Origin of the sequence: Paenibacillus sp. 1001270B_150601_E10 (assembly GCF_015558675.1) — a bacterium.
In the GTDB taxonomy this organism is placed as follows: Bacteria; Bacillota; Bacilli; order Paenibacillales; family Paenibacillaceae; genus Paenibacillus_B.
In genome coordinates this window covers 263470-284804 of sequence record NZ_JADMOL010000003.1, presented here as the reverse complement: position 1 = coordinate 284804, position 21335 = coordinate 263470, and the positions used below count along the sequence as shown (strand labels likewise).

Annotated in this window: 18 protein-coding genes and 1 riboswitch; of the genes, 12 read left to right on the top strand and 6 right to left on the bottom strand. The window is 48.5% G+C overall.

What is annotated here, in order from left to right; all coding sequences use genetic code 11:
• Positions 1-230 precede the first annotated feature (230 nt).
• A riboswitch (purine riboswitch) is annotated at positions 231-330 on the top strand.
• A gap of 84 nt (positions 331-414) precedes the next feature.
• Complete coding sequence (locus I2H74_RS09905; protein ID WP_195573798.1) at positions 415-1854, top strand: NAD(P)/FAD-dependent oxidoreductase; 1440 nt, start codon at positions 415-417, stop codon at positions 1852-1854.
• Between the two features lie 122 nt (positions 1855-1976).
• Here the strand turns inward: I2H74_RS09905 and I2H74_RS09900 are convergent, their stop codons facing one another.
• Together I2H74_RS09900 and I2H74_RS09895 are read right to left on the bottom strand one after the other, a co-directional pair.
• On the bottom strand, positions 1977-2564 hold the full coding sequence (locus tag I2H74_RS09900; protein ID WP_195573797.1) for a hypothetical protein: 588 nt from the start codon (positions 2562-2564) through the stop codon (positions 1977-1979).
• Complete coding sequence (locus I2H74_RS09895; RefSeq protein ID WP_195573796.1) at positions 2564-3097, bottom strand: hypothetical protein; 534 nt, start codon at positions 3095-3097, stop codon at positions 2564-2566. The genes I2H74_RS09900 and I2H74_RS09895 overlap by 1 nt, the downstream gene beginning before the upstream one ends.
• A gap of 308 nt (positions 3098-3405) precedes the next feature.
• On the opposite strand from I2H74_RS09895, the gene I2H74_RS09890 reads away from it, so the two are divergent.
• Entirely contained in the window at positions 3406-4251 is an 846-nt protein-coding gene (locus I2H74_RS09890) for a formate/nitrite transporter family protein (protein WP_195573795.1), read from the top strand.
• Between the two features lie 87 nt (positions 4252-4338).
• Here I2H74_RS09890 and I2H74_RS09885 read toward each other — a convergent pair whose 3' ends face one another.
• On the bottom strand, positions 4339-4665 hold the full coding sequence (locus tag I2H74_RS09885) for a YnfA family protein (protein ID WP_195573794.1): 327 nt from the start codon (positions 4663-4665) through the stop codon (positions 4339-4341).
• Positions 4666-4825: 160 nt separating this feature from the next.
• On the bottom strand, positions 4826-6289 hold the full coding sequence (locus tag I2H74_RS09880) for a DHA2 family efflux MFS transporter permease subunit (RefSeq protein WP_229106570.1): 1464 nt from the start codon (positions 6287-6289) through the stop codon (positions 4826-4828).
• Between the two features lie 421 nt (positions 6290-6710).
• Here I2H74_RS09880 and I2H74_RS09875 point away from each other — a divergent pair, with 421 nt between their 5' ends.
• The gene (locus I2H74_RS09875; RefSeq protein ID WP_195573792.1) at positions 6711-8621 is read left to right on the top strand and encodes a beta-N-acetylhexosaminidase; all 1911 of its coding nucleotides are present in this window, start codon (positions 6711-6713) and stop codon (positions 8619-8621) included.
• 441 nt (positions 8622-9062) lie between these two features.
• Positions 9063-10376, top strand: a complete 1314-nt coding sequence (locus I2H74_RS09870) for a deoxyguanosinetriphosphate triphosphohydrolase family protein (RefSeq protein ID WP_195573791.1) — start codon at positions 9063-9065, stop codon at positions 10374-10376.
• Positions 10377-10500: 124 nt separating this feature from the next.
• Here I2H74_RS09870 and I2H74_RS09865 read toward each other — a convergent pair whose 3' ends face one another.
• Both I2H74_RS09865 and I2H74_RS09860 read right to left on the bottom strand, forming a co-directional pair.
• The gene (locus I2H74_RS09865) at positions 10501-11145 is read right to left on the bottom strand and encodes a TVP38/TMEM64 family protein (RefSeq protein WP_229106539.1); all 645 of its coding nucleotides are present in this window, start codon (positions 11143-11145) and stop codon (positions 10501-10503) included.
• A 240-nt stretch (positions 11146-11385) separates the two neighbouring features.
• A complete protein-coding gene (locus I2H74_RS09860; RefSeq protein ID WP_195573789.1) occupies positions 11386-12468 on the bottom strand; it encodes an FAD:protein FMN transferase in 1083 nt (360 codons plus the stop codon).
• A 258-nt stretch (positions 12469-12726) separates the two neighbouring features.
• On the opposite strand from I2H74_RS09860, the gene I2H74_RS09855 reads away from it, so the two are divergent.
• The 8 genes from I2H74_RS09855 to I2H74_RS09820 all read left to right on the top strand — a co-directional run bounded on the left by I2H74_RS09855 (position 12727) and on the right by I2H74_RS09820 (position 21038).
• Positions 12727-13125, top strand: a complete 399-nt coding sequence (locus I2H74_RS09855) for a NusG domain II-containing protein (protein ID WP_195573788.1) — start codon at positions 12727-12729, stop codon at positions 13123-13125.
• Entirely contained in the window at positions 13109-13669 is a 561-nt protein-coding gene (locus tag I2H74_RS09850) for a Gx transporter family protein (protein WP_195573787.1), read from the top strand. Before I2H74_RS09855 ends, I2H74_RS09850 begins: the two co-directional genes overlap by 17 nt.
• A 245-nt stretch (positions 13670-13914) precedes the next feature.
• On the top strand, positions 13915-14724 hold the full coding sequence (locus I2H74_RS09845; protein WP_195573786.1) for an energy-coupling factor transporter ATPase: 810 nt from the start codon (positions 13915-13917) through the stop codon (positions 14722-14724).
• Complete coding sequence (locus I2H74_RS09840) at positions 14712-15704, top strand: ATP-binding cassette domain-containing protein (RefSeq protein WP_195573785.1); 993 nt, start codon at positions 14712-14714, stop codon at positions 15702-15704. Before I2H74_RS09845 ends, I2H74_RS09840 begins: the two co-directional genes overlap by 13 nt.
• A gap of 3 nt (positions 15705-15707) precedes the next feature.
• On the top strand, positions 15708-16499 hold the full coding sequence (locus I2H74_RS09835; protein ID WP_195573784.1) for an energy-coupling factor transporter transmembrane component T family protein: 792 nt from the start codon (positions 15708-15710) through the stop codon (positions 16497-16499).
• Between the two features lie 178 nt (positions 16500-16677).
• Positions 16678-18657, top strand: coding sequence for a peptidase U32 family protein (locus tag I2H74_RS09830; RefSeq protein ID WP_195573783.1), 1980 nt, complete (start codon positions 16678-16680; stop codon positions 18655-18657).
• A gap of 186 nt (positions 18658-18843) precedes the next feature.
• Positions 18844-20145 (top strand): aspartate aminotransferase family protein, encoded by a 1302-nt coding sequence (locus I2H74_RS09825; RefSeq protein WP_195573782.1) that lies wholly within the window; start codon positions 18844-18846, stop codon positions 20143-20145.
• A gap of 17 nt (positions 20146-20162) precedes the next feature.
• On the top strand, positions 20163-21038 hold the full coding sequence (locus I2H74_RS09820) for a UbiA-like polyprenyltransferase (RefSeq protein ID WP_195573781.1): 876 nt from the start codon (positions 20163-20165) through the stop codon (positions 21036-21038).
• The last annotated feature ends 297 nt before the right edge of the window (positions 21039-21335 follow it).

Genomic DNA, 21335 nt, shown 5'->3' with positions numbered 1-21335 from the left:
GGGACAATCTATGGTTGGAAAATAATCACTTTCACTGTGTTCGAAAAGAACGAAATTAACCCTCTTCTTTAAATGTTCGGATTTTGATGATAATTATCTTTGATAAAATCCATATTTGATGGAGTTAAAATAAAATTTACGAACAATTGGTTGATTGGCTATTGACTCGTTCGTTAATATAACATAGAATGAAATTGCTGCTTTGAGGCAGCCATTCATCAGACATCCATCATCCATATCGATATCTTGTTCGTATATCCCTGATAATAGGGTTCAGGGGTCTCTACGAGGAACCGTAAATTCCTGGCTACGAACGAGTGTGTATCCGTCTACCTAGGTGGAGTGCACTCGTTCATAGCCAGGATTTTTTTGTCTGTTCAGCGATATCATTATCGTCCATCAAGGAGGAAGCTCATGAGTAAATATGATGTTATTGTCGTAGGTGCAGGTCCAGCAGGTATTTTTACATGTTATGAATTGACGTTGAAGGCGCCGGAGCTAAAGGTTGCCTTAATTGATAAAGGTCATGATATTTATAGACGCAGCTGCCCGATTCTCGAGGAGAAGATTCAGAAGTGCCCACCAGCCATCGGCCGCAAGGAATTTGCCGGCTGCGTTCCCGCATGCTCGATTACGAATGGCTTCGGCGGGGCAGGCGCGTACAGCGATGGCAAATTCAACATTACGACGGAGTTTGGAGGCTGGCTCACGGATTACTTGTCCGGTTCAGAGGTCCTTAGCCTCATCAAGTATGTTGATGATATCAACCTAGAGCATGGCGCAACTCCGAATATTACGGATCCGACTACCGAAACGGTCCGTCGGATTGAGCAGCAGGGATATGCTGCCGGCCTGAAGCTGCTTCGCGCTCAAGTCCGTCACCTCGGAACGGAGCAGAACCTTGAGATCTTGAAGTCCATCTATGAATACTTGGTGCCTCGTGTTGATATGATGTATAAGGCTGAAGTAGCCGATATGATTACGGAAAAACAGGACGGCCAACATGTAGTGAAAGGCGTCGAGCTGAAAAATGGCGATATCCTTGAAGCCGATCATGTCGTGATTGTGCCTGGGCGTGACGGCTCCGCATGGCTGACCGACATTCTGAAGAAACGCCGTATTAAGATGGTAAACAACCAGGTCGATATTGGCGTTCGCGTAGAGACGAGCGATATCGTCATGCGTGAGATTAACACGCATCTCTACGAAGGCAAATTTATTTTTAACACGTCCGTTGGCACGCAGGTTCGTACGTTCTGCAGCAACCCTTCGGGTCACGTTGTCGTTGAGAATCATAGTGGTATTATGTGTGCGAACGGCCATTCCTATAAGGACCCTAAGCTTGGTTCGCCAAATACGAACTTTGCCTTGCTAGTCTCCCATAAGTTCACTGAGCCTTTCGACAAGCCGAATGAATATGCGCGCGAGATCTGCAAGCGTGCCAACGATTTGTCCGGTGGAGGGGTTATCGTTCAGAAGTATGGAGATATTCTGCGCGGACGACGTTCTACGGATAACCGCATTAAAGAGGGCTTCCTTGAGCCGACGCTTCGTGAGGCGGTACCAGGGGATCTAGGGCTAGTTCTTCCTTATAATACGATGAAGAGCTTGATTGAGATGATGGAGGCTCTTGAGAAGGTGACTCCAGGGATCGCATCTGAGCATACGCTCTTCTACGGCGTGGAAGCGAAGTTCTATTCCGCTCGTCCGAAGCTTGATCGCAATCTAGAATCCGAGATCAAGGAACTATATTGCGGAGGAGACGGCGCTGGCATTACGCGTGGTCTTGCACAGGCAGGCGCAGCAGGAGTTCATATTGCTCGTGCGATTGTCGCTAAGCGTGCTGCAAAATAAACGAGTTTCTTAATTACACATAAAAGACCTTCTACAGTCAGACAAAGCAAGGGCTCCCCCTTATTGTCTGGATGCGAAGGTCTTCTTTTTTATCCAAATGATCAAAATCCTACCCAAATCGGTTAGGCCTCCCACCAAAATGCACTGGTCTGAACGGACAACACGCCGGCAACAGACAAGGAAGCGCTCATAGAGAGCGACAAGGATGAGGAGGGAGGGATAATAATCGCCCCATCAAAATCAATAATAAAAGGACCGCCTACAACAGGCGTTGTGATCATGACTGTCCCACCGCTGACGGCGGATGTAGAGCTGGTCATGCTCATCATGCTCGTGTTGCTGCTGCCGAGGTTGTTGTTTATGGCTGTGACTCCGCTCGGAGAGGTCAGCGAACCTCCATTGATAATCGAGTAGCTTGCACTAAGGCTTGACAGCAGGTTCAATGCTACGCCCACACCACCGGCAAGCCGGATGATATAGGCGGATTTGGTGGCGCTTGTGTTGTTCATTCGAAGCGAGGTGACGACACTTCCTCCGAGAAGTCCTAGCGAAGCTGAGTTGGACGTAAAGGCGCTGAATACATTGCCAGCTAGACTTGCACTGTATGAGGGAGGGGCGACCGCAGATGGCGAGGCAATCGTATTCGTCACTTGAGAGTAAATGAGGTTATTCGTTCCGCTGTCATTAAAAATATGATCGTTCGTTCCCATTAGACCTCCCACCAATTAAGATTAATGGATCCTGTCAAGGCGCCAACACCAAGGGAGACTGTCAAGGTTTGGTTAGTGGGCACGACAAGAGCTCCGTCAAATTCAAGCAAATATATGCCTGCCGTAACGAAGGTCGAATACAAGGTGGTCGGCGATCCCGTCAATGTACCTGTAGCCTGTCTAGTTGTGACCACGCTTGCTGTAGCTGTTCCGAGCCTGCTGTTAACCGGAACTGGAGTGGTTGCTCCTGTAATCGTTCCTCCGGAATATACAATAAGACTCGCGCTGGCATTTGACCCTCCTGATATACCATTCATACTGACAGTCTTGCCGCTGCCCGATGGATTTGTAATTTGAAGAAGCAGGTTCTGGCTTCCCCCAACGCTTACGTTCCCCGTCGGCAGCCAGAATGAAATGCCCGCCGCCGCAGCTGCAGCGGAAGCACCTTCTTCTACAGCAGGACTTGTATACGTATTGGTTTGCAGCGAGTAAATCGGCATCGAGATGGAATTGAATACCTTATTGTTTGGCATCGGACATCCCTTCTTTCCATTTAAGCTGTCTAAACGCGCATCATCTCTAAGTCCATTTTATGAGCCAAGCTGTAAAAGGGTGTGGAGGAAAGCACAGGTCGGACGCATTCAAGATTTGTTCTTATATAGAGCTGGATTCGTTAGTACGAGGCAAGGAGAATGAAACAATTATTTGGACATTAGATTGTGATTTATTACACATAATCTGTGCGCAGTGTCCGTTACAATAGGATTGCAAACCAAAATACTTAAGATTTTAGTTATTTAAGCTGAAAATATATCGTTCTATTCTAGGGGGAGGATGTCGGATGGAAGGTTACTTGAAGCCAAAACAAATTGCAGAAGCAACGGTCGAAACCGGCGTGGCTAAAGCGCGGAATCCATTGTTGACCACAGCGGTGCTCGGCTTCTTGGCGGGGGCCTTTATTGCACTTGGTTATTTATTGTATATTCGGGTTATTGCTTCAGCACCAGCAGAGTGGGGAAGCTTTACGAGCTTTGTGGGCGCTTCGCTGTTCCCTGTTGGACTTATTCTTGTCTTGTTGGCAGGCGGGGAGCTCCTTACAGGCAATATGATGGCTGTTCCGCTCGCTCGCATGAAGGGGCGCATTACGACAGCCGAGGTAGCCAAGAATCTTGTTATCGTCACGCTTACGAACTTTCTTGGTGCGCTGTTTGTTGCGTACTTCTTCGGACATGTTGTAGGCTTGACGGCAAGCGGCGCTTTTTTGGAGAAAACGGTTGATGTCGCAGGCCATAAGATTCATGACTCCTTTCTTCAAGCCTTTGTCTCTGGGATAGGCTGCAACTGGCTGGTTGCCCTGGCAGTATGGCTCAGTTACGGTTCCAAGAGCTTCAGCGGCAAGATTCTAGGCATCTGGTTCCCAACGATGGCGTTTGTTGCGATCGGCTTCCAGCACGTTGTGGCCAACATGTTTGTCATTCCAGCCGCAATCTTTGAAGGCTATTACTCTTGGGGAGAATACCTGACGAACTTTGTTCCCGTATGGCTAGGGAACTTAACGGGTGGGGTTGTATTCGTGGCAGGGGCTTATTTCTTGGCTTATTTAAAAAAATACGAGCCAAAAACAGCTGCAGAGGAACAAAAAGCTGCGCCGGGCAAATCGGGCAAAGTGAAAGCGAATATCGGTTGAAAATAAAGGACGGGTCCAAGGGGACTCGTCCTCTTTTGCATGTCACTAGATCGTGCATTCGATCTAAGCTTGTTCCTATCGTTTCTATTATTGGCGTGGTGCTAATAGCATCACAGATACACCCACTATGCAGATTCCTGCTCCAATCCAGTCATACATATCAGGTGTCTTTTTATCAATTCCCCAGCCCCACAAGACAGATAGAACAATAAACACGCCTCCATAAGCTGCGTATACTCTCCCAAAGGAAGGAAAGGACTGCAGCGTAGCAATTACGCCATATAAAGCAAGTATAAATCCGCCGGTAATTCCCCAATAAAAAGGTTTCCCTTCCCTTAGCCACAGCCAGATCAGGTATCCCCCGCCGATTTCAGCTACTCCTGCAAATAGAAATAAGATGATGGCTTGAAACATATAGGCCGATTTTCCCTTCTTGGTTAGATGTTGATATACGTATTATAATGCACAAGTTTCCAATCATCGATGATAGTTGCGTAATTTAGATAAACACGCGTTGAAATACAAGAAAAAGGCCCTGCATGCTGCCATGCAGGGCTATCAAAAATGACTTCTATTAGAGCTGCTGTGCAGCCTGTTTATCGACACGTACTCGGCGGATAAAGAAGGCTGTAGCAAGCCCGATAATTGCGATTGTCATGCCGAATAAGAAGGAATGCTGGGCGCCAAGGGTAAAGGCTTTGATGCCTTCTAGCGGGTCCAGCGGATTAACAGAAGTACGCATATAATCCGTCATGCCGTTCGAAAGAATGCTGACCGCTACAGCGGTGCCCACTGCTCCTGCAACTTGCTGCAGCGTATTCATCACAGCGGTGCCGTCTGGATACAACTCGCGCGGCAGCTGGTTCAAGCCGTTGGTTTGAGCAGGCATCATAATCATGGAGATGCCAATGAACAGGCTTGAATGAAGCACGATGAGCAGCGCAAGCGACGAGGCCGTGGTGACGCCCGAGAAAAACCAAAGTACGACAGCAGCGATGATGAGCCCAGGAATGACGAGCCACTTCGGTCCATATTTATCAAACAAGGAGCCCATAATGGGAGACATGAGCCCGTTCAGAATGCCGCCCGGAAGCAGAACAAGGCCTGCTTCTAGCGGAGTAAGCCCTCGGCCATTCTGCAAATACAGCGGCAGGATAAGCATGGTGGACAGGATGATCATCATGCATAGAAGAATCATCACAAGGCCAACCACAAACATTGGGTACTTGAACACGCTTAAGTTCATCATGGGCTTCTCCATGCTTAACTGCCGAAGCACGAACAAGAGGAGTGCAACACCTCCAATGACGAGTGAAGCAATTACGATAGAGCTTCCCCATCCAGTCTCAGGTTCCCCTGCTTTACTGAATCCAAACACTATACTGCCAAAGCCGATCGTCGATAGGACAATGGAATACATATCGATTGGGGGCTTTGTAATCGTCGATACATTTTTCATAAACAATATGCCAAAAATCAACCCAAATATAAGACAAGGCAGGGAGATCCAGAATATCCAGTGCCATGTTAAGTGCTCAATCAACAGGCCTGCCAGTGTAGGCCCAATCGCAGGTGCGAACATCATGACTAGGCCGATAACACCCATCGCTGCCCCGCGCTTTTCCGGTGGAAAGATGATTAAGATCGTGTTGAACATCAGCGGGATCATTATGCCTGTGCCGATAGCTTGCAGCACACGCGCTGTCATCAGCACTTCAAAGCTGCCAGCAAGAGCAGCGATTAATGTTCCCATGATGGAGAAAGAAAGTGAGGCGATAAACAGCTGGCGGGTCGTAAACCACTGCAGAATAAGTCCAGATACAGGTACTAGAATACCCAAGGTCAGAAGAAAGCCAGTCGTCAGCCATTGTGCCGTCGATGGCGTAATATGAAGCACTACAAGCAAATCGCTGATGGCTATGTTCAGTGCGGTCTCACTGAACATGCCGACAAAGCCGCTGATCAAGAGAGAAATTAAAATAGGCAGAGCTTTGTACTTTGGTCCCTCATCGAGGGGTTGGGTGCGGTTTGCATTCAAAGTCCCTTCCACTTCTCCATCCTCCATTTATGAAATTTTTGTGCCTTTACGTAGTATAGCGTGCTGACTTTTTTATAGAACCATATTGTGCCATAAAATGTCAAACTCTTGTTTTAGATTTTTGTAAAAAATACTAGGGTGTCAATATACGCTGCGACATGTTTGACGGAGGCAGAAATCATTGAGGACAGTCCATTATTTTAGATCGTAAAGAGCAATGAGCACACCACATATCGATATGAATAGGTATGCTCTTTGCATGGAAATGTCCAATAATATACCTACATATGTAACATGTTTTCGGCCTATGTGAACGATAATCCTACAATTGTGAACTATTATGCACAAAGATAAGGCGTAAATATGATAAACTAAAAATATCAGCGCAGCGTAAGCGCTTTACTTCCTAGGAGGGACTAACATGAACATTCATTTTCAAGGTGACATAGATGGCTTGTTGTCCGGGCTTCAAGAGCTTCGGGAACAGCTTGGCATAGAGATTGATCCTAACGGGATCTCGGTTGCTGTAGAGCAAGCACCGGGAGATATTCAGGTGACGTGGAAAGAGGGACAGGGCTCCATCCGCTATGAGGAAAAGATTCATTTCTTCCGCGCCTTAGGCCTGCTGCTGGAACAGATTCGTGAAGGAAAAGAAGGTACCGTTACAGAAACGCCTCAGTTCAGCTATAACGGAACAATGATAGATGCTTCGCGCAACGCGGTGCCGAACATGAGTCTTGTCAAGCAGATGCTTCGCGCGATGGCGCTTATGGGCTTGAATGGCTTCATGCTCTATACCGAGGATACGTATGAGATTAAGGAGCGCCCATATTTCGGATATATGAGGGGGCGTTATACCGCAGAGGAACTGCACGAGATCGATGATTATGCGCATCAGTTCGGCATCGAGGTCGTTGCGTGCATCCAGACACTTGGACATCTGGCACATGCGTTGAAGTGGGATCCGATGATGGAGCTTCGCGATGCAGAAGACATTCTGTTGGTAGGGTATGAAGATACGTATGTATTGATTGAGCAGATGGTTAAGGTTGCAGCTGAATCACTTCGCACGAAGCGCATTCATATTGGAATGGACGAAGCCTTTGCTTTGGGTCTGGGCCGATATCTGATCAAAAATGGATTCCGTCATCGCTTTGACATCATGAACGAGCATTTGAACCGGGTGTTGGAGATCACGAATCGCTTTGGCATGAAGCCGATGATGTGGAGTGATATGTACTTCCATCTATTGAAGGAAGGCTCAGACGGACAAGCAATCGAAGGAGACGGCATCTCGTCCGATGCTGTTGCACAGATTCCGAAGGGGGTAGACTTTGTCTACTGGGACTACTATGCGACGGAGCAGCGTTCTTATGAGATTAATATTGAACGCCATCGCAAGCTGGGTTCCGATCCAATCTTTGCAGGCGGCGTATGGATCTGGGGGATTATGAGCCCGAACTATGGCAAGACGTGGCACAATACGAACCCGGCCCTTATGGCCTGCAAGAAGCACGGCATTCGTGAAGTATTCGCAACCGCATGGGGCGACAACGGGCAAGAAACGAACCATTTAACCATGCTTCCAGGCTTGCAGCTGTTTGCCGAGCATGGCTATACGCCAGGCGAAGTCGATCAAGAGCGGATGAAGGCACGCTTTGCGATCTGTACAGGACAATCCTTCGATGATTATTGGGAACTGACCTATATGGATGAGACACCTGGCGTGACGAAGGACAACATGCACAGCTCCAACTCCTCGAAGTTCCTGCTCTGGCAGGATACGATGATCGGATTGTACGATAAGCATGTAGAAGGTGAGCTCGGAAAGCAGCTGGCTGATCATTATGCCAAGATGGCGGCTCGCTTGATGGATGCTTATGAGCAGGCAACAGGCGATCACAAGCTTGTATTCGATCTGTATGTAAAGCTGTCAGCAGTCCTTGCGAAGAAGACGACGCTTGGCCTTCAGGTGACACAGGCTTATCTTGCGAAGGACAAAGAAGCGATGAAGGGGCTTGCAGGCGAACTCGTCCCTCATGTGCGTGAGCTCGTGGATGAGACGCGCAAGGCGCATCGCAAGCTCTGGATGACAACGAATAAGCCATTTGGCTGGGAAGTGATGGACATTCGATATGGCGGTGTGCTTGCCCGCTTGCAGTCGGCAGAGGATCGTCTGATGGACTGGGTGGAAGGAAGGATTGAGCGTTTGGAGGAGCTTGAGGCCGAGCGCCTGCCGTTCAAATTCCAATCTCCACCGGAGGCCGATGTGGTTGGACAAGGCCACTTCTATCACCGCATCGTAACGGCATCCGGTCTATCTTTGATCTAATCAAGAAATGATTCGTTTGATCGGCTCCGGTAAAGATCTACCTTTATAAGGGGCTTGTGTGGATGTTAAATGATTGTGATATGTAAATGACGTATAGCAGACCATCATCCTGTGCTCGTACAGGGTGATGGTCTTTTTACCATAATAGCAGGTAATAGGTTATATCTTTAGACAAAACCAGCATTCAATTTGGCGATAAAACGTACCTCTTTACGCACGCATTCACTCATCTTTGAATGTCCTCGAAAAGATCTTCTCATCATCTGCAATGACGTTTCACAATAATAAAGGCTTCTATTTAAAGTAATCGTATAGACATAGTACAAGTCCATACAGGGGATCGCCTCTTTCCATGTCAGGTATGAGTACCTATAATTAAGGGTACATAAATAGTGGACCCGAGTATTTATAACGATAGAACGGCATAGAGGGGGAATCACGGTGGATCTACGCAAACTTAGGCTCAATGAATCCTCCAACACCTATAGTGAGGAGCGCGATGAGGTCGAGCGCGATTATGCAAGACTGATTCAATCACCAGCCTTCCGCAGGCTTCAAGGAAAGTCTCAGGTATTCGGAGCAGGATCGGGAGATTATTACCGAACACGACTGACGCACTCCATAGAGGTATCGCAGATTGCAAGAGAGGTAGCAAGAAAGCTGCCTAAGCAGTATCCCTTCCTTATGAAGGCAGAGCATCCTGGACTTATGATGGATGCTGCGGTGGTAGAGTGTGCGGCCTTGGCCCACGATCTAGGCCACCCGCCATTCGGCCATCGCGGAGAGGAAGTGCTGAATCGTCTTCTTGGAGAACATTACGGACTTCAATACGAAGGAAATGCACAGAACTTCCGCATTCTAATGTTTCTAGAGAAGCGTGCGGAAAGCGGCAATGGTTTAGATCTTACCGCTGCGGTTCTGCTCGCCATTAATAAATATCCATTCAATCTAGAAGAGCCTGGACGCTTAAAGGGAGTATATGCCTCAGAGTGGGAGGCGATTGAGGAGCTGCGCGAGAAGTGGAGAATGCCGAAAGAGGCTCCGACGCTTGAAGCCCAGCTGATGGATCTATGCGATGATATCGCCTATTCGACCCATGATATCGAAGATGGCATTCGAGCAGCCAAGATTCAGATGAATCCGACCTTCTTTGAAGATCCTCGCTTAATCGATCACGTTGTGCAGGAGATCGTCTGTGACGGCGGCAATTCGGCCCTTCATTGGGACCAGATCGATATTCGCGCCAAGGTGGTCAAGGTGTTTGAGCAATATTTGGAGCAGTGGGAAGAGGTGTTTCAAGCAAGCGGGCGTGAGGCCTCTCGTGCAAGAAGAGAGATGAAGGCGCGCTCCGTGAGCAACTTTGCCATGCAGATCGGCATCATCGATGATCCTCAATTAGGGTGGAAAAAGGTCACCTTCGTGCGTGAGGGCAAGCAGGACATCGAGCTGCTGCGTACAATGGAGATTCTGAAGAAGCTCGCATGGGTGACCTTGATCAAGGATTTCCGCGTGCAGCGCCTGCAGATGCGAAGCGAGATTATGATTAAACGGATGTGGGATAGCTTCATTCAGCCAGAGTATGGAAAACTTATCATTCCGCCGGATTGGATAGAGAATTATGAGCAGCACAAGCGTCATTGGAGCTGGGCAAGATTTGTGGCGGATTACATCTCCGGGATGACGGACGCCTATGCCGAAAAGGTATACGGGGAGCTGTATGGCAGCCAATCCGGTTCCATTTATGGAATGGATTAAGATAGTGGCAAAAGATACAAAAGCGGAACGTAGAAGGGATTCCTTCCATCGTTCCGCTTTTTCTAATTATCTATGCATTTTTATGTTGTGACTCTCCATGATCATTGGTGATGAAAAACATCGATTATATGTCGACATTAACCTGCTTACTAGTGCCAACTTCCTCATATTCAGGTTCATCCTGCGTAAATCGCTTCTCCAGCCACTTGCTCAGCCAGAGTGATCCTGCAATAAGCAGCACGACATACACGAGCTCGATAGGACGCTCGGCGAAGCGGGTCAGGTCATAGCCAATATACGATACGATCAGTACCATTAAGGCCTTTCCCATTCCAGCAGCGATAAAGAAGGAGCGAACCGACATCTGAACTGCGCCTGCCGCCATATTGACCATCACGAAGGGGCCGACAGGAAGGATGCTTAATAGAAATACAAAGCTGAATGCATTGCGGCGCGCCCAAGTGAGGCTTCGCTTCACCTTAGGACGAGAGGACCATCGCTTCACATAAGCGGAGCTGGCAAGCTTACGCACGACAAGGAACGTCACCATACAACCTGCAATAAGCCCAACCCACGAGTATAGAAAGCCGAGCCAGAATCCGTATACTGCAGCATTGCCGCCAACAAGCACAAGGGTAGGCAGGGGTGGAACAAAAGACTTCATAAATGTTAATAGAATACCGGGCAAAGGACCGAGTGAACGGTACTGCTCCAGCAAATCTAGCCATCTGCCATCAGAAATCAGAGAAATAAGTTCCGTTAGGTTCAAGGCATGTTCCATCCTTTGATCAATGTTAATAATGCCTCTTAAGTATACAATAGCTTTCGTTTTAGCGTAAATGAAAATGGCTCTCATTGGTCAGGAGGTTATTGGCACTTCACAGCCTTGACATATTTCCTCTACTTAACCGGATGAAAGGGGATCTGGACAGACTTTTAATCTGAACGAAAATGAAAAAAGCCCTAGGTATTGACTCATAAAAAGAGTGCTACCAAGGGCTTCTAAACCTTATTCTACGAATTTATACTGGTCGTTCGTCAGCTCAAAGTATTTTCTTACGCCAGAGCTGGTATACACTTTATGGTCTGTCGTAATAAAGATTGCTTCCGCTTCCGGCTTGGTCTCAATGAACTTGAGGCCATCTTCCAAGCCTAATGAGAATAAGGAAGTGGATAGCGCATCGGCATCCGTGGACTTATCTGTCACAATCGACACACTGTTCAGATTGTTCTCAACCGGATAGCCTGTCTTAGGGTCTAGAATATGATGATAGTGCTTGCCATTTTTCACAAAGTAACGCTCGTACACACCAGAAGTTACGATGGTCTTATTCTTAACCTTGGCCTGCCCGATCTGATTGCCGCGGGTCTCATCAGGGTCTTGAATCCCAACGGTCCAATCCAGCCCACCCGGCTTGTCGCCCACAGCGAAGATATTGCCGCCAAGGTCGATAATGGCGCTCTTATATCCTTGCTCCGTCACATAATTAGCGATGACATCAGCTGCATAGCCCTTAGCGATACTGCCAAGGTCAACGACCATGCCAGGCTTCTCAAGCTCTACAGTAAGGTTATCCTTGTCGAGCTTCACCATGTCATATCCGACAAGCTTAAGCTTCTCATCAATCTCTGCCTGTGATGGAACTCTGGCTTTCTCATTGCCGATGTTCCACAGATCCACAAGCGGACCGATTGTAGGCTCAAAGCGTCCGTGGGTCTTCTCTGCGTAATCCAATGCCGTCTCAATAATGCCGAACACTTCGTCAGACACCTTAAATGGTCCTTGACCAGCATGCTGATTCAAGTTGTATAGCTCACTGCCTTCACGAGTACGGCTCATTTGCTTATCAATGGTCTCCATGAGGCCTTTTATATTTTTAAAATCCTGGTCGGTCGCGCGTGAATCGTATATTTTAACGGTCACAATCGTATCAAAAATAAAGAATGATTCCTGTTTTATAGTAGGGGCGCTGGGGGTTGCTTCTTGAGAGTTCGATTTACTTGCACATCCACTGAATAGAAGGACTACGGATATTGCCACAATAAGAGCAGCACTTAGTCGTCGTATGGAGCTCGTTCGATGTTGCTTCATGCATGGTTCCTCCGTGTAAAAAAGATCACTTACCTTAGTATTGCTAACAAGCATATAATTATAGCAGTTATGTGATAAGATTGAAAAGGATTCGAATCATGCTGTTGATTCCATTGTCAAGAAATGGATCAAGTGTTCACGGGAATGACACGTTAACCGCATGTGCGAAGATTGAACCAATGTTCACAAAGTTGTATAATGGCAAAGGCAATACTTCAAAAGTTTCCTATTTATTTTTAATGCAAGGAGTCAAACCCTATGAAGCGTGGAGATATCATCCTGATTGGCGTCGTTATTGTCGCTGCATTAGCGTTTATGGTTCCAAAATGGCTGTTCCAAAATACAAGTGAAAATTTGCACAAAGGGGATAACCTCGTTGCAGTCATAACGGTAAATGGCGAGCACTACAAGTCCGTTGAGCTTTCGGATAAAGAGCAGGAGATTAAGGTTGAAACGGCTGATGGCCACTATAACCTGCTTAAGGTTCATGATGGCGGGATCGAAATGATCGATGCCGACTGTCCGGATAAAGTATGCTTAACCTTTGGCTTTGTGTCACGCAATGGAGATACGATCGTATGCCTGCCGCACCGCGTGCTCGTTGAGATTGTAAGTCCTAGCGGGGAGGAGGGGGATCTCGATGCCGTCGTCGGATAACCTGAATGATTCTTCCTTGCGTCTAAAAAAGACCGTTATTATTGCCATATTCAGCGCAGTAGCGGTCGTTTTAGGCATTATTGAATCTTTTATTCCGCTTCCTTTTGCCGTACCTGGAGCAAAGCTTGGCCTTGCAAATGTTATGGTGTTGACCTGCCTGTACTTTTTAAGAGGCCGCGACGCTTTCGCTCTAATCATCCTTAAGACCGTCATCACATCGCTGATCCTAGGCACATTTTCCGCATTCCTGTTCAGCTTCTTGGGTGCCATCTTCAGCTTTGTCGTTATGTATGGGTTAATGAAGATCGGTCGGGGCAGAATAAGCCTAATCGGCATCAGTGTCGTTGGAGGGGTTGCCCATAATGCCGGTCAGCTTACGGCTGCGGTCATGGTCTTCAAGACAGGCAAGATCTTCTATTATCTGCCGCCACTCATGCTGCTAGGAGTGGTTACGGGGATCTTTATTGGAATTGCAGTCAAATATGTGGTTCAAGCGCTGTCCAAACAGTCGCTGTTCGAACCATTTGTCCCTGATACGTATTAAGATAAACATCTAAGCTATAGACAGACACGATGAAGAAACGCCGATCGTCGCAAGACGTGCTGGGCGTTTCTGCTTATTTAGCGCATAATAGAATGCAAACGCTTCGTACTTGGTTGAAGCCAGCGTTCATATGAACGACAACATTGCCTCTATATGCGGGCCGTTCCTTGATGAATGGCCTGAATAGAGGTTTTCTCCGCATGTATGAGCGTGAAATTCCACTCGCCTGAGGGAGGGGGTTCCTTATGATTCGGATGGAACATATCGCCTTTCATTATCCGAAGCAAGAAGCATTATTCCATGATCTATGTTTACATATTGAACAAGGGCAATGGGTGTCCATTGTCGGTCCTAATGGAGCAGGGAAATCCACATTGGTCAAGCTGATTAATGGTCTGCTAAGACCTGCCTCGGGGAAAATATCGGTTCACGATCTGCCTGTTGCGAATGAGCATATCCACGATGTCAGAAAGCGTGTCGGCTATCTCTTTCAGAATCCTGATAATCAGTTTATCGCGACCACGGTGAGGGATGATATTGCGTTTGGCCTTGAGAACCGGGCCATTCCTAGAGACGAAATGATCGCGCGGATTGAGGAGGTTGCACACGAGCTTGGCATTGTAGAATGGCTTGACCGCCATCCGGCTTCGTTATCCGGAGGTCAAAAGCAGCGTGTTGCCATTGCAGGACTATTGGTGCTTAAGCCGGATATTATGATCTGGGATGAAGCGACCTCCATGCTTGATGAGCGCTCAAAGCAGTCGATGATGGTTCAATTGAAGAGGCTGCATCAGGAGCGTAATATGACGATTATCTCCGTAACGCATGATGCAGAGGAAATTTTGGCATCTGAACGGGCCATCGTCATCAAGAATGGGCAAGTTGCGGCAGATATGACGCCTATGGAGCTGTTCGAGCAGGAGGAGCTTGCTTATGAGTGCAAGCTCGTGCCGCCCTTTGCACTTGCGCTAACGATGGCTTTACACAAGAAGGGCTTTGCTATCGAGCCGATGGAAGATGAGAGAGAGTTGGTGAACGTCTTATGGCCATCATAACCACGAGAAATTTGCATTATCAATATCGTGATGATGATAAGGGGAGGCCCTATGCATTAAAAGACGTCAACCTCGAACTAGAGCCTGGACAGTTCTATGCAATCTTAGGGTCTACCGGATCGGGGAAGTCTACTTTGCTTCAACATTTTAATGGCATCTATCAGCCGACAGAGGGCCAAATTCAAGTGCTCGATATTATCTTTGAAGCAGGACAGAAGAAAAAGGGGCTCAAGGGACTCCGGAGCCGTGTCGGGCTCGTGTTCCAATTTCCAGAGCAGCAGCTGTTCGAGGAGACCGTGGAAAAAGACTTGATGTTCGGCCCGATCCAATTTGGGAGCTCGCAAGAGGAGGCGCGCGAGGCAGCAAGAACAGCATTAGCTGAGGTTGGGCTGCCTGCTGAGCTCTTAGAGCGAAGTCCATTCGAGCTGTCTGGTGGCCAGATCCGCAAGGTAGCCATTGCCACGGTGCTTGCCTCGAAGCCAGAGCTGCTGGTGCTGGATGAACCCACAGCTACGCTTGATCCTGTAAGCCGAAAGGAGCTGATCGAGCTGCTTCAGAGGCTAAGACGAGAGGAAGGCCGAACGGTTGTGATGGTTACGCATCGCTTGGATGAAGTATTTTGCTATGCGGATCAGTTTGTGCTGATGAAGGAAGGAACCGTGACGTTCGTCGGGTCCAAGGAGCAGTTAATGGATGCACCGGAACGCTTAGCCGAAGCAGGCATCATTGAGCCCGCTGTGATGACTTTAGCACTTGAAGCGAGCAGGAAGACAGGGATTCCAGCAAGGGAGATGCCTTGCCATCTCGAGGAATGGGTCGACTGGCTGTGTGAGCTGGATGTTTTGAAGGGGGCTGTCAACGAGAAAGCGGAGCAATCGTTGCACACGGACCGTGAGGAAGCTCCTGCAGCTGCTGGCTTCAAACATCAAGAATCCGCAGCTAAAGCGGTGCAGACAGTCCATACAGGAGAGGAGGGGTAGAACATGCAGGCCAGAATGGTGATGGGACGCTACGTGGCGGCGGATTCATGGATTCATCGCTTGGACCCAAGAGCGAAGCTAGGCGCAATGGTTCTGTTTTTGATAGCGGTAATCTTGGCGTCTCGCGGATTGGAGCTAAGTATCCTTACGGCATTCGCGGTAATTGTCCTCCTCAGCTCCCGAGTACCGCTAACTCGATATATACGCGCTGCTAAGCCGCTGTGGCCGCTTATGGCCTTCATGTTTTTGTTCTATACCTTGTTTGAGCATGGAGGAGACATATGGCTGCAATGGGGGAGCTTTCGGATTACAAGCGAAGGTGTGCTTCTCGGCCTATATGCAGCATGGCGGATGTTTCTCCTGATCTCGTTCACCTCGATCCTGACGTTTACGACGACGCCAATTGAGCTGAATTTAGGATTGGAATCGGCGCTTAAGCCTCTGTCCATTATTGGGGTATCTGCACAGTCCTGGACGATGATGATTACGATTTCGCTTCGTTTTATACCGACTATCTTCCAAGAGGCTGAGAAGCTTTTGAAGGCACAGGCTTCTCGCGGAGCAGATTACCAGGACTTGAAGCTAATCGAAAAGGCTAAAATGCTGCTTACACTTATGGTGCCGGTAACGGTCGGCGCGTTCCGACGGGCGGAGGAACTTGTAATGGCAATGGAAGCGAGAGGTTACGTCTTAGACGCAAAGCGGACCTCTCTTCGAACCTTGCAGTGGTCAGTCCTAGACACGGTGTTTGTGCTGTTGTTCGTTATCCTGTTGTCTATGATGATTGTCCTATAAAGACACCTTGGGCCATTTGATAAAATAAATGCTAATGGACTCGCCTACATGCTTTGATATCGAGCATAGATATCTGCATACTAGGAGAGTTCAAACATTTTGTGAATGTCATCACAAATATTGTGAAATATGTTACAATTAAATATATCAATTTTTAACGGACTAGGGGGAACGGACTGTGGCGCGATATTTTAACGGAAAAGAAGTGGAGCTGTTGGCTCCAGCCGGTACGTTCGAAATATTTAAATCAGTAATTGACGCAAACTGTGATGCCGTATATTTCGGGGGGCCATCCCTGAACATGCGCATGATGCGAAAAGGCTACAACTTAAGCTACGATGAGGTAAGAGAAGCAGTTCAGCTTGCTCACGATCGCGGGAAGCGTGCCTATATTACAGTGAACAACATGCTGAATGAAGAGGACTTGGAGGAAGCAAAACGCTACTTTGCCTTCTTGAATGAGGTGGGTCCTGATGCAATCATTGCACAGGATATGGCTGTATTCCCTTTGATTCAAGAGATGAATTATACCAATATTCCGGTTCATTCCTCGGTTATGATGAACGTGCACAATCTAGAGATGATTGAAGCCGTTAAAGAGATGGGAGTAACCCGCATTGTCGCATCCCGTGAAATGGACCTGAAGACAGCTGAGGTGCTGCAGGCAAAGAGCGGCATGGAGTTCGAGTACTTTGTTCACGGTGATATGTGTACGGTTCACGGCGCCAACTGCTTTTACAGCTCGATGCTGTTCGGCAACAGCGCAAACCGCGGGCGCTGCATGAAGCCTTGCCGCTGGGATTATCGCGTAAAGAAAGACGGCAATGTCTATCCTACAGAATACCCGCTCGCTGCAAAAGATATGTATATGTATGAGCACATTCCAGAGCTCATCAAATCGGGTATCACCTCTTTTAAAATTGAAGGCCGCATGAGAGATATCGAGTTCTTGCTTATGGTTGTTAATTCTTATGGAGATGCGATCGACCGCTACATTGCAGATCCGCTTGCCTATAACCGAGAGGAAGGCTCCGATACACTGTATGAGAACCGCAAGCGCGACTTCTCGACGGCTTATGCTTTTGGCAAGCCGGGTCTAGACTTTATTAATCGCCGTTATGAGGGTACAGGCAAATTTTATAGTACGGGCAAGGTGTTCAGCACACCTACGGCTGAGCGTGAAATGAAGGAAGATCGCATACTTCAAGTGAAGGACTCTCTTCAGCAAGCCAAACGTGACGTACCGAATAAAGAAATTCCTCAAATCACGGTTCATGTCAACAATGTCGAACAGGCGCGTGCTGCATTAGAAGTAGGCGCGGGCACGATCTATCTAGCAGGAGACGTGTTCCAGCCTGATCATCCATTCGGCCGCGATGATATTGAAGCTTTAACGGCAGTAAAAGGGGATGCGCAGATCATTCTTGGCACCCCTCGAATGATGAACGAGCTTCATATGGAGCAGTACCATCATTTCTTGTCGGAAGGCAAAGCGAATAACAACTATGGCCTGGATGGCCTGCTTGTATCAAATATTGGAGCGCTTCACAAGTTCCGTCATCTTGAGCTGCCGATGGTCGCAGATTTCAACTTGAATATCTACAACTATGCATCGGCTTCGTTCTATCAGAAGCACTTTGGCATCGAGCGTATTAATCCGTCGATTGAGCTTCCGCTTCATGACTTGACGAAGCTGCTGCGTCATCCGGAGATTCCAACAGAAGTTATCGTTCATGGCTCACCAATCGTGATGTATCTTGAGCATGACTTATATGCGAATGCAGAAGAGATGGAGCCGATCTCGCAGGAGGACAACAAGCATGTCGATAATCGCTATCTTGTGCTCCTCACCGATAAAGGCGAGAATCCGGTATATCGCGATGCAACGGGTCGCAATCACTTGGCTCTATCGAAGGAGCTGTGCTTCATGCCGTTCTTGAGAGAGCTGCATGAGGCTGGCGTAAACCATTTCCGCATTGAAGGGAAGACGTATACGACCGAGCAGCTCCGCAGCCTTGTGCGGCTATATCGCCAAGCTGCGCGTAACCTGGATCAATGCGAGAAGCTCTTTGAGACGATGGAGCCGATCTATGCCGGCTATACGCTTGGCGCGCTCCAATTCGGCAATGCCTTGCAGCTTGAGCTGACGGAAGTGTAGGTATTGCTCTACAGCAGGTGCGAGAGGCATGCAGTTCTGTGATTCATTAAGATCCTGCCAGGCTCGTGACAGCGAAGAGGAAGACAGCTTAGGTAAGGCATCCATGCAAGGGCGGCAGGCTCATCAGTCTGCCGCTTCTTCACGGACTTCCGGTAGGACGACAATACATTGAAGAGGTGAACATTCATGACACATGAGGATCAAGCGTATATCGGGCCAGAGGCCATCGTGGCGAAGCGCAAGCAATATGGCTACCCATGTACGGCTAATTTTTATAAGAACCCGCCTCAGATTGTAGGCGGCAAGATGCATAAATTGTACGATCAGGAAGGCAAGTCTTATGTTGATTTCTTCACAGGTGTATCCGTCGTAGCTTGCGGACACTGCAACGAGGCGATTACGGGACGGACGATTGAGCAGCTTCAGAAGCTTCAGCATACGTCAACGATCTATCTTACGCAGCCGATGGTAGACTTGGCAGAACGACTCGCTAACGGCATTCTGCCAGGCAATCTGAAGCGTACGTTCTTCGTAAACAGCGGCTCTGAGGCAAATGAGGGCGCGCTGCTCGTCGCTCGCATGCACACGAAGCGCCGCAGCTTCTTGGCGCTGGAATACGGCCTTCATGGACGTACATTCTTGACCATGAATGTAACGGGCATCCCGATGTGGCGTACGGATGACTTCTTGGATAAAGAAGTCACAACGTTTATCCCGCGCCCCTATGATGCTTCAATGGACGTGGAATCGGCTGCGCGCCGCTCCTTGGACGCGCTTGCAGATGTGCTTGCGGAGAAGGGGGACACGTTCGCTGCCATGATTGTGGAGCCGATACAAGGCAACGGTGGAATGATCGTCCCGCCGGATTGGTACTTCAGCGAGATGAAGGCGATGCTCGAGAAGCATGGCATTCTGCTGATCGCAGATGAGATTCAAACCGGCTATGGCCGCACAGGCCGCATGTTCGGCATCGAGCATTTTGGCATTGTACCCGACATTCTGACCATGGCGAAAGCATTAGGCAACGGCATCCCGATCGGTGCTTTCTCGACGACAGATGAGATCGCTGCGAGCTTGAACCGCCCGTCCGCGTCTACCTTTGGCGGCAATCCGGTATCCTCTGCTACAGCGCTTGCTGTCTTGGATTACATCGAACAGGAGGGCTTAGTCGAGCGCTCTCAACACATTGGGGGAAAGCTTATTGAAGGGCTCAAGGAGCTTCAAGCGAAGCACAGCGCCATCGTGGATGTCCGCGGCAAAGGCTTCATGGCAGGGGCTGAGGTTCGGGGCGCTGATGACCAGCAAAGCGCCGAATGGACGGATATCATCCTGGAGAACATGAAGGATAGAGGATTTATTATTGGTAAAAATGGCGTCGGCCGCAACGTGCTTGCCTTCCAGCCGGCGATGGTAACCCCTTGGGAAGATATTGAAGCGATGCTGAAGGCCTTGGATGAGGTCCTTGGATCGTTAACACATCGTAAATAGATGAGGTCGGATTCCTAATGCAAATGATCAACAAAGTCGTTCATAAGACCAAGATGTTCGGAGAATTGGTCATGTTCTCTCATACGCTGTTCTCGCTGCCCTTTGCGGTCATCTCGATGATCTGGGCAGCGGGCGGCATCCCATCGACACGCGTCATGCTGTGGTCCCTAATCGCGCTCGTGGCAGCGCGCAATGGGGCGAATGCGTTCAACCGCATCGTGGACCTGAAGTTTGATGCCGCGAACCCAAGAACCGCTAACCGCCATATGCCGCGGAAGATTCTGCTGCCGCGAGAGGTATACGTATTTGTGACCGTCAACTTCGCGTTCTTTATTCTCGCTGCAGGAATGCTTAACCCGCTCTGCTTATGGCTCTCGCCTGTCGCGATCGTACTCATTTGTTCGTATTCGTACACGAAGCGATTTACCTGGCTGTGCCACTTGTACCTTGGCTTTACAATTGCCTCGGCGCCAATCGGCGCATGGTTCGCCGTAACGGGGCAATTCGCGTTTACGCCGTTCATTATCGGCACGATCGTCATGCTGTGGATTGCAGGCTTCGATATCATATACGCTACGCAGGATATCGAGTTCGATCGCGCCACAGGCTTATGGAGCGTTCCTCGTGTGTTTGGCTTCGAGGACGCGCTCTTGATCTCGAGAACGCTGCATGGCATCATGGTCATGCTGCTGCTGGCGCTGTACTTTATTCAAGGCTTAGGCTGGCTCTACCTGACGGGAATCGTTATTTCCATTATGCTGCTTGCGGTAGAGCATAATATTATCAAGCCGACGAGCCGCAAGCGGATGAATCTTGCGTCCTATAACCTCAATCAGGTCATCAGCATGACCATTCTGTTCTTTACGCTGGCGGATCAGTTCCTGCTCGGTTAGGACAGGCTGTTTCTAGCATTACTCAAAGATCAATATGCTTGGTTATAGCAATATATTTAAAGCGACCGCAGCCACTTACAGGCGGGTCGCTTCTTTGCTTTTTTGAGACAATCTATTGGGCCTGTAAGCATGTCCTTAGCGCTATCAGCTGAAGCAGCAACTTAAAAGAAAACCACAAAAGGGATTTAAGAAAACCCTTTTGTGCAGATTCTGCCATTGGTATTTTCTGCTCCTTACAACTATGCTATAATCGTTTGCAAGCATGAATGTAAAGCAGTTGAGTTGAGTTTAGATTAG

Coding starts and splice junctions, on each gene's coding strand:
- I2H74_RS09850 (WP_195573787.1), top strand. CDS start 13,109: ATGCCGTCGTCGGATAACCTGAATGATTCTTCCTTGCGTCTAAAAAAG.
- I2H74_RS09840 (WP_195573785.1), top strand. CDS start 14,712: ATGGCCATCATAACCACGAGAAATTTGCATTATCAATATCGTGATGAT.
- I2H74_RS09860 (WP_195573789.1), bottom strand. CDS start 12,468: ATGAAGCAACATCGAACGAGCTCCATACGACGACTAAGTGCTGCTCTT.
- I2H74_RS09890 (WP_195573795.1), top strand. CDS start 3,406: ATGGAAGGTTACTTGAAGCCAAAACAAATTGCAGAAGCAACGGTCGAA.
- I2H74_RS09905 (WP_195573798.1), top strand. CDS start 415: ATGAGTAAATATGATGTTATTGTCGTAGGTGCAGGTCCAGCAGGTATT.
- I2H74_RS09855 (WP_195573788.1), top strand. CDS start 12,727: ATGAAGCGTGGAGATATCATCCTGATTGGCGTCGTTATTGTCGCTGCA.
- I2H74_RS09885 (WP_195573794.1), bottom strand. CDS start 4,665: ATGTTTCAAGCCATCATCTTATTTCTATTTGCAGGAGTAGCTGAAATC.
- I2H74_RS09820 (WP_195573781.1), top strand. CDS start 20,163: ATGCAAATGATCAACAAAGTCGTTCATAAGACCAAGATGTTCGGAGAA.
- I2H74_RS09825 (WP_195573782.1), top strand. CDS start 18,844: ATGACACATGAGGATCAAGCGTATATCGGGCCAGAGGCCATCGTGGCG.
- I2H74_RS09895 (WP_195573796.1), bottom strand. CDS start 3,097: ATGCCAAACAATAAGGTATTCAATTCCATCTCGATGCCGATTTACTCG.
- I2H74_RS09900 (WP_195573797.1), bottom strand. CDS start 2,564: ATGGGAACGAACGATCATATTTTTAATGACAGCGGAACGAATAACCTC.
- I2H74_RS09845 (WP_195573786.1), top strand. CDS start 13,915: ATGATTCGGATGGAACATATCGCCTTTCATTATCCGAAGCAAGAAGCA.
- I2H74_RS09835 (WP_195573784.1), top strand. CDS start 15,708: ATGCAGGCCAGAATGGTGATGGGACGCTACGTGGCGGCGGATTCATGG.
- I2H74_RS09875 (WP_195573792.1), top strand. CDS start 6,711: ATGAACATTCATTTTCAAGGTGACATAGATGGCTTGTTGTCCGGGCTT.